Source organism: Mesorhizobium sp. M2A.F.Ca.ET.039.01.1.1, from assembly GCF_003998035.1.
Classification (GTDB): Bacteria; Pseudomonadota; Alphaproteobacteria; order Rhizobiales; family Rhizobiaceae; genus Mesorhizobium.
In genome coordinates, this window is the sequence record NZ_RZRY01000212.1 from 1 (window position 1) to 9,167 (window position 9,167).

At 65.9% G+C, this 9,167-nt stretch carries 11 protein-coding genes; 9 read left to right on the top strand and 2 right to left on the bottom strand.

What is annotated here, in order from left to right; genetic code table 11:
• The 9 genes from EOA24_RS17385 to pobA all read left to right on the top strand — a co-directional run.
• On the top strand, positions 1–746 hold a 746-nt coding region (locus EOA24_RS17385), incomplete at its 5' end, for an ABC transporter permease (RefSeq protein WP_133374538.1).
• Positions 743–1,519 (top strand): ATP-binding cassette domain-containing protein, encoded by a 777-nt coding sequence (locus EOA24_RS17390; RefSeq protein WP_126081868.1) that lies wholly within the window; start codon positions 743–745, stop codon positions 1,517–1,519. The genes EOA24_RS17385 and EOA24_RS17390, both read left to right, overlap by 4 nt.
• 1 nt (position 1,520) lies before the next feature.
• Positions 1,521–2,375 carry a sugar phosphate isomerase/epimerase family protein gene (locus EOA24_RS17395; RefSeq protein ID WP_126081869.1) on the top strand — a complete coding sequence of 285 codons (855 nt, stop codon included), beginning with the start codon at positions 1,521–1,523 and terminating at the stop codon, positions 2,373–2,375.
• Between the two features lie 100 nt (positions 2,376–2,475).
• Entirely contained in the window at positions 2,476–3,288 is an 813-nt protein-coding gene (gene pcaD, locus EOA24_RS17400) for a 3-oxoadipate enol-lactonase (RefSeq protein ID WP_126081870.1), read from the top strand.
• Positions 3,281–3,685, top strand: a complete 405-nt coding sequence (gene pcaC / locus EOA24_RS17405) for a 4-carboxymuconolactone decarboxylase (protein WP_126081871.1) — start codon at positions 3,281–3,283, stop codon at positions 3,683–3,685. The genes pcaD and pcaC overlap by 8 nt, the downstream gene beginning before the upstream one ends.
• Positions 3,678–4,430, top strand: coding sequence for a protocatechuate 3,4-dioxygenase subunit beta (pcaH, locus tag EOA24_RS17410; protein ID WP_126081872.1), 753 nt, complete (start codon positions 3,678–3,680; stop codon positions 4,428–4,430). The genes pcaC and pcaH overlap by 8 nt, the downstream gene beginning before the upstream one ends.
• On the top strand, positions 4,430–5,044 hold the full coding sequence (gene pcaG, locus EOA24_RS17415; RefSeq protein ID WP_126081873.1) for a protocatechuate 3,4-dioxygenase subunit alpha: 615 nt from the start codon (positions 4,430–4,432) through the stop codon (positions 5,042–5,044). The genes pcaH and pcaG overlap by 1 nt, the downstream gene beginning before the upstream one ends.
• Before the next feature lie 11 nt (positions 5,045–5,055).
• Positions 5,056–6,108: a 3-carboxy-cis,cis-muconate cycloisomerase gene (locus EOA24_RS17420; protein ID WP_126083749.1), complete on the top strand. Its 1,053-nt coding sequence runs from the start codon at positions 5,056–5,058 to the stop codon at positions 6,106–6,108.
• On the top strand, positions 6,108–7,280 hold the full coding sequence (gene pobA, locus EOA24_RS17425) for a 4-hydroxybenzoate 3-monooxygenase (protein WP_126081874.1): 1,173 nt from the start codon (positions 6,108–6,110) through the stop codon (positions 7,278–7,280). Before EOA24_RS17420 ends, pobA begins: the two co-directional genes overlap by 1 nt.
• A gap of 13 nt (positions 7,281–7,293) precedes the next feature.
• Here the strand turns inward: pobA and pcaF are convergent, their stop codons facing one another.
• Together pcaF and EOA24_RS17435 are read right to left on the bottom strand one after the other, a co-directional pair.
• Positions 7,294–8,499, bottom strand: a complete 1,206-nt coding sequence (gene pcaF, locus EOA24_RS17430) for a 3-oxoadipyl-CoA thiolase (protein WP_126081875.1) — start codon at positions 8,497–8,499, stop codon at positions 7,294–7,296.
• Positions 8,500–9,167 (bottom strand): CoA-transferase subunit beta (locus EOA24_RS17435; RefSeq protein ID WP_133374539.1); only part of this gene is annotated, 668 nt, incomplete at its 5' end.

Consider the following 9,167-nt stretch of genomic DNA (forward strand, 5'->3'; position numbering starts at 1 on the left):
GCTCGGTGATGGGGCTCGCCGGTGTCGCGGGGGCCTTCGTCGCCGTCAATCTCGGCTGGCCGTCAGTTCTGGCGGTGATCGCCTGCATCCTGGCCGGCGCGATCGCCGGCTACATCAACGGCCAACTGGTCACCCGCGCCTTCGTGCCGGCCTTCATCGTCACCCTCGGCATGCTGGGTCTCGCGCGCGGGCTGGCGCTGGTCATCTCGCAGGGCAGGGCGATCTACGGCCTGCCGCCCGAGATCGTCTTTATCGGGCAGGGCCGACCCTTCGGCATTCCGATGCCGGTCATCATCTTCGTGCTGACGGCGATCGTCGCGCATGCGGTGCTCGCCTATACACGCTTCGGCCGCCACACGCTGGCGCTGGGCGACAGCGAAGGCGCGGCGCGCGCCGCAGGCATCCGCGTCGAGCATCACCGCCGCATCATCTATACGCTCTCCGGCGCGCTTGCCGGCCTCGCTGGCCTGCTCTTCACCGCGCGCGTCAACGCAGGCGACCCGACGGCCGGCATCAACTACGAGCTTACCGCGATCACGGCGGCGATCATCGGCGGCACCAACCTGTTCGGCGGCCGCGCCTCGATCCTGGGCACCATGATCGGCGCGCTGATCATGGGCGTGTTGCAGAACGGACTGACGCTGCTTGCGGTGCAATCCTACTACCAGCAGATGGCGATCGGCGCGGTGCTGATCCTCGCCGTGTTCATCGACCAATACCAGGTGCGGAAGGAGTCACGCGTATGACCCTGCTTTCGCTTCGCGGCATCCGCAAGAGCTTCGGCGCGGTCGACGTCTTGCATGGCGTTGATCTGTCCGTCGCGGCCGGCGAGGTGGTCGGGCTGGTCGGGGACAACGGCGCCGGCAAGTCGACGCTGATGAAGACCATCACCGGCATCTACCGCGCCGACTCGGGCTCGATCGAATTCGACGGCAAGGACATCCTTGCGCTCGACCCTGGACATCGCCGCCAACTCGGCATCGAGATGATCTACCAGGATCTTTCGCTGGCCAAGCAGCAGGACGTGGCTTCGAACATCTTCCTAGGGCGCGAACCGACGAAGCGGCTGTTCGGCCTGTTCCCCGGCTTCGTCGACAAAGGCGAGATGGACCGCCAGGCGTCGAAGATGATCGAGCGCTTGGGCGCGCATCTGCCGTCGATCAACCGTTCCGTCGGTTCGTTCTCGGGCGGCCAGCAGCAGACGGTGGCGATCGCGCGGGCGCTCACCTTCGACCCAAAACTCGTCATCATGGATGAGCCGACGGCGGCGCTTGCCGTGCGCGAGGTGCAGAGCGTGCTCGACCTCATCCGGCGGCTCAGGTCGGAAGGCATCGCCGTCATCCTGATCTCGCACCGGCTGAACGACGTGCTGTCGGTCACCGACCGCATCGTCGTGCTGCGGCACGGCAGGGCGGACGCCGATCTCGTCACCGCCAACACCAATATGAACGAAGTCGTCAGCCGCATCGTCGGCGGCGGCGACATTGCCGCCGCGGCGGCGCATGAGCAACGAGGCTGACATGAATACCTTCGGACTGCACACTTTTGCCATCGCACCGGTCTGGGACCTCGCCCGCATCGAGCCGCAGATGGATCGGCTGAAGGAACTCGGCATCGGGCTGATGGAGATACCGCTGCTGCGCCCCGAGGAGATCGACACCAAGCGCACGCGCGGCTTTGCCAATTACTATGGCGTCGAGCTTATCCCGTCGCTCGGCCTGCCGCGCGCGCTCGATGTGGTCGAGCGGCCCGACGAGGCGCTCGATTTCCTGCAGCCGGCCTTCAAGGTCTGCAACGAGGTGGGCGCCGAGGCGCTGGGCGGCGTCACATACGGCACGATCGGCAAGACCACCGGACGGGCGCCGACGCAAAAGGAGATCGACGGCATGTGCCGCTTCCTCGAACGTGCGGCGAAGTCGGCGAAGTCCCGCAGCCTCAAGCTCGGCATCGAGCCCTGCAACCGCTATGAGACGCATCTGATCAACCGCGGCATCGACGCGGCGCGGATTATCGAGCGGGTCGGCGCCGACAACATCTTCATCCATCTCGACACCTACCACATGCATATCGAGGAAGAGAGTTTTGCGTCCGGCTTCGAGGCGGCGGCGCCCTATCTCGGCTATGTGCATGTGTCGGAAGCTAATCGCGGCGTGCCGGGGCGCGGCATGCTCAACTGGGCCGCCTGCATGAAGGCGATCGCCGACATCGGCTATCAGGGCGCGATCACGCTTGAAAGCATGAACCATGTCGATGTCGACATCGCCGGCGGGCTCGCGGTGTGGCGGCCGGTGGCGGAAGACCCGCGCGACGTCATCGAGGTCGGGCTGCCGTTCCTGCGCGAGGAAGCGAGGAAGGCAGGACTGACGCTGGGGTAGGCGGCAGGGCCCGCATCAGGAGCCGGCCGAAGCAACCTCGGATGGTTTCGATTTACCGAACCAAATTGCTGGTGCAATGTGGGTTCGGAGGATCGAAATCGTGCCATTCGTCAGCATAGGCGGCGTCGCGCTGCATCACCGCCATATCGAGGCGGCCGGCTCGTCGCGTCCGATCATCTTCATCAATTCGCTCGGCACCGACTTCCGGATATGGGACGATGTCGTCGCGCGGCTTGCCGGGGAAATGCCTATGCTGGTCTACGACAAGCGCGGTCACGGGCTTTCCGATATCGGCAGCGGCGTGCGATCGATTAACGACCATGTCGACGACCTGTTGGGCCTTATCGATCATTTCGGCTTCGGAAAGGTGGTGCTCTACGGCCTGTCGGTCGGCGGCCTGATCGCGCAGAGGCTCTATAACCGCCATCCCAAATGTGTGGAGGCGCTGATCCTCAGCGACACCGCGCATAAAATAGGCACCGCAGAGAGCTGGAACACGCGCATCGCCACCGTCGAGCGCGACGGCATCGAGGTGATCGCCGACGGCATCATGAAAGTGTGGTTCACACCGGAGTTCCATGCGAAGCGCTCGGCCGAACTTGCCGGCTGCCGCAACATGCTGACCCGGCAGGCGCTGCCCGGCTATATCGGCACCTGCATGGCCGTGCGCGACGCCGATCTCACCGACGCGGCGCGGCGTATCGCGGCGCCGACGCTTTGCATTGTCGGCGATCAGGACGGCTCGACGCCACCCGACCTCGTCCGCTCATTAGCCGGCCTGATCCCCGGCGCGCGTTTCGAGGTGATCCGCGATGCCGCGCATATCCCGTGCATCGAGCAGCCCGAAGCGCTCGTCACCTTGATCCGCGATTTCGTCGCCTCGTTGCCGGAGGGAAAGTCTGCTCATGGATGATGTCACGAAGAACCGCTACCGGACCGGTCTCGAGGTCCGGCGCTCCGTGCTCGGCGATCCCCATGTCGACCGCGCCGAGGATACCGCCACGGATTTCGACCGGCCGTTCCAGCAACTGATCACCGAAGCTGCCTGGGGAACGGTGTGGGCACGGCCCAACTGGTCAAAGCGCGAGCGCTCGATCGTGACGCTGGCGCTGCTTGCGGCACTCGGCCATGACGAGGAAGTCGCCATGCATGTGCGCGCCACCGCCAATACAGGCGCCACGCGAGACGACATCTGCGAGGCCTTCCTGCATGTCGCGATCTATGCCGGCGTGCCGGCCGCCAATCGCGCCTTCAAGATCGCCAAGGAAGTGTTCGCGCAGATGGACGGAGCCAAGGCCGCCCATGGCTGAGTCCGGCTCCAACCGCGCGCCGGAAACCGGCGCCTTCTTCCAGCGCGACCGCCAGTGGCACCCGCCGGCCTTCACGCCGAACTACAAGAGCTCGGTGCTGCGCTCGCCGCAGAAAGCGCTGCTATCGTTCGACAACACGCTGTCGGAACTGACCGGCCCGGTGTTCGGGCACGCGATGCTGGGCGAGCTCGACAGCGACCTGATCCACAATTTCGCCAGGCCCGGCGAGAGCGCCATCGGCGAGCGCATCATCGTCCATGGACGCGTTCTCGACGAGCGCGGCAAGAGCGTGCCCGGCGTGCTGCTCGAATTCTGGCAGGCCAATGCGGGCGGCCGCTACCGTCACAAGAAGGACGGCTATCTCGCGCCGCTCGATCCGAATTTCGGCGGCTGCGGCCGCACGATCACCGGCGAGGATGGCGGCTATGCCTTTCGCACCGTCAGGCCCGGACCCTATCCGTGGCCGAACGGTCCGAACGACTGGCGGCCGGCGCATATCCATTTTTCAGTGTTCGGCCACGGCTTCGCGCAGCGGCTGATCACGCAGATGTATTTCGAAGGCGATCCGCTGATCTGGCGTTGCCCGATCGTCGGCGGCATTTCCAACAAGGCCGCGGTCGAGGCGCTGATCGCCGCGCTCGACACGCAGTCGACCATCCCGATGGATGCGCTCGCCTACAAGTTCGACATCGTGCTGCGCGGGCGCCGCTCGACGCTGTTCGAGAACAGGCCGGAGGGCAATTGATGGCGCAGTCGCTCGACCAACTGAAGGAGAGCCCTTCGCAGACCGCCGGCCCTTATGTGCATATCGGGCTGACGCCGAATTTCTGCGGCATCGGCGGCGTCTATGCGAGCGACCTCGGCTCGACGATGCTCAACGATGAGACCAAGGGCGAGCGCATCGATCTCCGAATCCGAGTGCTCGACGGTACCGGCACGCCTCTCAAGGATGCGCTGATCGAGATCTGGCAGGCGGATGCCAGCGGGCTTTACAACTCGCCCGCGGAGATGCGCGGCGCGGCCGACCCGAATTTCCTTGGCTGGGGCCGGCAGCCGACCGACATGGAAACAGGTATCTGCCGGTTCCAGACAATCAAACCGGGCCGCGTGCCGTTTCGCGACGGCCGGCTGATGGCGCCGCACATCACGCTGTGGATCGTGGCGCGCGGCATCAATACCGGCCTGCACACCCGGCTCTATTTTGCGGACGAGGAAAAGGCAAATGCCGAGGATCCGATCCTTGCCCGCATCGAGCATCGCTTGCGCGTGCCGACGCTGATCGCCGAACGCCAGGGCGATACTTACGTCTTCGACATCCACTTGCAGGGCGAAAAGGAGACGGTCTTCTTCGACAGCTGACCGTGGCCGCCATGACCGTTTCGCCCTTCGATCATCCGCTGCTTTCCGGCCTGCTCGGCGACGAGGAGGCGGCGCGGCATTTCTCCCTGGAAGCGGACCTCGATGCGATGCTCACCTTCGAGCGGGCACTGGCTGAAGCCGAGGCTGAACACGGCGTCATCCCACGCGATGTCGCGGTCGCGATCGTGAAGGCGCTGGCGTCGTTCCGGCCGGACACGGCCAAGCTGAGGGCCGGCGTCGCCAGGGACGGCGTGGTGGTGCCGGAATTGGTTGGGCAAGTCAAAGCTGCAGTCGGCGCTCCGCACGACGCATATGTGCATTTCGGCGCCACCAGCCAGGATGTCGTCGACACCTCGCTGATGCTGCGCCTGCGGCAGGCCGTCGACCATATCGGCCTGCTGCTTGGCGAGAATGTTGTGCGCCTCACCGGCCTCGAGCTCGAGTTCGGAGAACGTCAGTTCATGGCGACGACGCGCATGCAGCCGGCGATCCCGATCACGGTGACCAATCGGACTGCTTCCTGGAGGGCGCCGCTCGAGCGTCACCAGCAGCGCCTTGCCGAAATATCCGGCGGTCTGCTGGCGCTGCAGTTCGGCGGCGCCGCCGGCACGCTGGAAAAACTCGGCGACAAGGCCACGGCCGTTCGCGCCGCGCTTGCCGCGAAGCTCGGTCTTGCCGATACGCCGCAATGGCACAGCCAGCGCGACGCGCTCGCCGAGTTCGCATCCTGGCTTTCGCTCGTTACCGGCAGCCTCGGCAAATTCGGGCAGGATGTCGCGCTGATGGCGGAGGTTGGCTCCGACATCAAGCTTTCCGGCGGGGGTGGCTCATCGGCCATGCCGCACAAGCAGAATCCGGTGAAGGCGGAAGCGCTGGTGGCGCTGGCGCGCTTCAATGCCGTTCAGCTCTCCGGCATGCATCAGGCGCTGGTGCATGAGCAGGAGCGCTCGGGTGCGGCCTGGACACTGGAGTGGCTGATCCTGCCGCAAATGGTGGTGGCGACCGCCGCCGCGCTCAGGCTCGCAGCCGAGCTGACCGCGCAGATCGAGAGCCTGGGTCACTGATGCGCACGCAGGTGGTCATCGTTGGCTCCGGGCCGTCCGGCCTGCTGCTCGGCCAGTTGCTCGCCACCGTTGGTGTCGAGACGATCATCCTCGAGCGATCCAGCCGCGAGCATGTGCTCGGACGTGTGCGCGCCGGCGTGCTCGAACAGGGCACGGTCGACCTGCTCGGCGAGGCGGGCGCCGCGGACAGGCTGCATGCCCAGGGCCTGCCGCATGAAGGCATCTCGCTCGCCTTCGACGGCCGCGCGCATCGCATCGACATGAGCGCGCTCACCGGCGGCAAGCATGTCACCGTCTATGGCCAGACCGAGGTGACGCTCGATCTGATGCAGAAGCGCGAAGCGTCGGGGCTCCAGACCGTGTTCGAAACGTCGAATGTCGCGCTGCATCATTTCGATGGCACGTCGGCCTTCGTCACCTACGAGAAGGATGGCGCGACGCATCGCATCGATTGCGACTTCATTGCCGGGTGCGACGGCTATCACGGTGTCAGCCGCAGGTCAGTGCCGGACGGCGCGCTGAAGACGTTCGAGCGCCAGTATCCGTTCGGTTGGCTGGGCGTGCTGGCCGAGGTGCCGCCGGCCGATCGCGAACTGGTCTATGCCAATCACGAGCGAGGGTTCGCGCTCTGCTCGATGCGGTCGCCGCAGCGCAGCCGCTACTATGTGCAAGTTCCCGCCGGTGAGCGCGTCGAGGACTGGTCGGACGACCGCTTCTGGGATGAGCTGCGCAGCCGCCTGCCGGCGCAGATTGCGGCCGCGGTCACCACCGGGCCGTCCTTCGAGAAGTCGATCGCGCCGCTGCGTTCCTTCGTCGCCGAGCCGATGCGCTTCGGAAAACTGTTCCTGGTCGGCGATGCTGCGCATATCGTGCCGCCGACCGGCGCGAAGGGCCTGAACCTCGCTGCCAGCGACGTGGGCTATCTGTTTGCCGGGCTTCGTGAATTCTACCGCGAGAGGTCGGAGGCCGGGCTCGACGCCTATTCGGCCAAGGCTTTGGCGCGCGTGTGGAAAGCGGTGCGCTTTTCCTGGTGGATGACGACGATCCTGCATCGCTTCCCCGAGACGGGGGAGTTCGGCCAGCGCATCCAGGAAGCCGAGCTCGATTACCTGGTGCATTCCAGAGCGGCATCGACGGCGCTTGCCGAGAATTACGTCGGGTTGCCTTATTGATCTGCCTGAGCGGTCAAACCCGCTCCAGCGCGATCGCGATACCCTGGCCGACGCCGATACACATGGTGGCCAAGGCCAGCTTGCCGCCGCGCTCGCTGAGTTCGAGTGCCGCCGTCCCGGTGATGCGCGCGCCGGACATGCCGAGCGGATGACCGAGCGCGATCGCGCCGCCGTTCGGGTTGACGTGCGCAGCGTCCTCGGCGATGCCGAGTTGGCGGAGCACGGCAATGCCTTGGGAGGCGAAGGCCTCGTTCAACTCGAAGACGTCGAACTGTTCGGGCGTCAGGCCGAGGCGGGCGCACAGCTTCTTCGTGGCCGGGGCCGGTCCGATGCCCATGATGCGCGGCGCCACACCGGCGACGGCACCGCCGAGGATACGGGCGATCGGCGTCAGCCCATACTTCTTCGCCGCTGCCTCGGACGCGATGATGAGGGCGGCCGCGCCGTCATTGACGCCGGAAGCGTTGCCGGCGGTGACCGTGCCGCCTTGGCGGAACGGCGTCGGCAATTTGGCCAGCGTTTCGATGGTCGTGCCGGCGCGGGGATGTTCGTCTTTCGCGACGACGATTGCATCGCCTCTCCTTTGCGGGATGGTCACCGGCGTGATCTCCTTCGCCAGCCGGCCACTGGCCTGCGCGGCCACCGCCTTGTCCTGGCTGCGCACGGCGAAAGCGTCCTGGTCGGCCCGAGAGACGGAAAAGTCCTCGGCGACGTTCTCGCCGGTCTCCGGCATGGAATCGACGCCATATTGCCTCTTCATCAGCGGGTTGACGAAGCGCCAGCCGATGGTGGTGTCGTAGATTTCGGCATTGCGTGAGAAAGCTGCATCGGCCTTCGGCATGACGAAGGGGGCTCGGCTCATCGACTCGACGCCGCCGGCGACCATCAGCTCGGCCTCGCCAGCCTTGATGGCGCGCGCGGCGATGGTGACGGCATCCATGCCCGAACCGCAGAGGCGATTGACCGTCGAACCGGGAATGTCCTGGGGCAAGCCGGCAAGCAGCAGCGCCATGCGCGCGACATTGCGGTTGTCCTCGCCGGCCTGGTTGGCGCAGCCATAGACAACATCGTCGGTGGCGGCCCAGTCGAGACCCATGTTGCGCTCAACGAGCGCCCGCAACGGGATGGCGCCGAGATCGTCGGCTCGCACGGAGGACAACGCGCCGCCGAAGCGGCCGATGGGCGTGCGGATGTAATCGCAGATGAAGGCTTCAGCCATTTAAGCAGCTTTCCCTTTGGCGGTCCCTTGATGCGCCGCCTTGGTGCGGGCCTGCAGGTCGCGCAATGTCTTCAGCTCGAGTTCCGTCGGCGCCGGCGTCTCGTCAAGGGCCTCCGCGAACTTGACCGTCCAGCCACAAGTTTCCTGCACCTGCTCGCGGCTGATGCCCGGATGCAACGAGACGACGGTGAACTCCTTCGTCACCGGGTCCGGCCTCCAGATGGCGAGGTCGGTGATCAGAAGCGTCGGGCCGGCGGTGTCGATGCCGAGGCGCTTGCGGTGGTCGCCGCCTTCGCCATGGCCGAAGGAGGTGAAGAAGTCGATCTTCTCGACCATGCCGCGCTTCGACTGCGCCATGGTGATGTAGACTTGCTTTGACGAGGTGGCGATCTCCGGCGCGCCGCCGCCGCCGGGCAGGCGGGTCTTGGGATGCGCATAGTCGCCGATGACAGTTGTGTTGATGTTGCCGAATTTGTCGAGCTGGGCGGCGCCGAGGAAGCCGATCGAGATGCGGCCGCCCTGCAGCCAGTAGCGGAACATCTCCGGCACCGCGACGGTGGTGACCGCCGTCTCGCACAATTCGCCGTCGCCGATCGACAGCGGCAGCACGTCGGGCGCGGTGCCGATGGTGCCGCTCTCATAGATCAGCGTGATGTCGGGCGCATGGG

Excerpts from the sequence above, each read along its gene's own strand:
- pcaH (WP_126081872.1), top strand. The coding sequence starts at position 3,678 with ATGGCTGAGTCCGGCTCCAACCGCGCGCCGGAAACCGGCGCCTTCTTC.
- pcaF (WP_126081875.1), bottom strand. The coding sequence starts at position 8,499 with ATGGCTGAAGCCTTCATCTGCGATTACATCCGCACGCCCATCGGCCGC.
- pobA (WP_126081874.1), top strand. The coding sequence starts at position 6,108 with ATGCGCACGCAGGTGGTCATCGTTGGCTCCGGGCCGTCCGGCCTGCTG.
- EOA24_RS17390 (WP_126081868.1), top strand. The coding sequence starts at position 743 with ATGACCCTGCTTTCGCTTCGCGGCATCCGCAAGAGCTTCGGCGCGGTC.
- pcaG (WP_126081873.1), top strand. The coding sequence starts at position 4,430 with ATGGCGCAGTCGCTCGACCAACTGAAGGAGAGCCCTTCGCAGACCGCC.
- pcaC (WP_126081871.1), top strand. The coding sequence starts at position 3,281 with ATGGATGATGTCACGAAGAACCGCTACCGGACCGGTCTCGAGGTCCGG.
- EOA24_RS17420 (WP_126083749.1), top strand. The coding sequence starts at position 5,056 with ATGACCGTTTCGCCCTTCGATCATCCGCTGCTTTCCGGCCTGCTCGGC.
- EOA24_RS17395 (WP_126081869.1), top strand. The coding sequence starts at position 1,521 with ATGAATACCTTCGGACTGCACACTTTTGCCATCGCACCGGTCTGGGAC.